2 protein-coding genes are annotated in these 702 nt (G+C 44.6%); both read left to right on the forward strand.

Translation table 11 applies throughout. The features are described 5' to 3' along the window. The coding region (locus tag ACFIJZ_RS10055) for a phage tail protein (RefSeq protein WP_375632032.1) at window positions 1-401 on the forward strand (401 nt) is incomplete at its 5' end. After that, window positions 398-652: a tail protein X gene (locus ACFIJZ_RS10060; RefSeq protein WP_375632034.1), complete on the forward strand. Its 255-nt coding sequence runs from the start codon at window positions 398-400 to the stop codon at window positions 650-652. The genes ACFIJZ_RS10055 and ACFIJZ_RS10060, both read left to right, overlap by 4 nt. Window positions 653-702 lie beyond the last annotated feature (50 nt).

The raw sequence follows: 702 nt of genomic DNA on the forward strand, positions 1-702 counted from the left end.
AATCTTTTGAAGAAGAGTTTTCTGCCTCATGGGTTTGTATGGAGCGTTTTGGCAAGGCACCCAGTTTGCAATTTACCGGCTATGGCAATGATGCAAAGACCATTCATGGAGTTTGGTTTCCAGAAGAATTTGGTGACCGTGTAGCCATTGATGCCATCACTACAACTATCCGAAGAGCAAAGCCGGTCCAGATGCTTCATTGGATCAATGATACCACCTATAGTGTCCTTCTCCATGGACCCGTAGTAATCACCACGATCAATAAAGACCATGACTATATCAGTCGTTCTGGTCAATCCCAACGCATCCGCTATTCCATTACGCTCTTTCCCTTTTTTAATGGCGGAAAACCACAAGGACAATACCAAGAGGGACAAATCCAAGTGGGACAAACTCTATGAAGATACCAGAAAAGCATGTTATTGTAGAGCTAGAGGATATGAGCCTCGATCTCCTTTGCTTTCACCATGTCATGGCAGTGTTCAGAGACCGGAGGCAAGTTGGGGCACTAAACGGTTATTTAGAAGCCACACTGGAAGCTAATCCAGAGATTGCCAAATATGGTGTGTTTTTACCGCGGGGCTTAAAGGTCATTTTGCCTGAATTTGTGTTGTCTAATCCCCAAAGCATGGTGAAGCGGTTATGGGATTAATGCGTACACACCCTTTTATTGTGGTCAAGGTGGGAGACAAACCTGTTCAT

The organism is Bartonella sp. CL70QHWL (assembly GCF_042194855.1).
Classification (GTDB): Bacteria; Pseudomonadota; Alphaproteobacteria; order Rhizobiales; family Rhizobiaceae; genus Bartonella.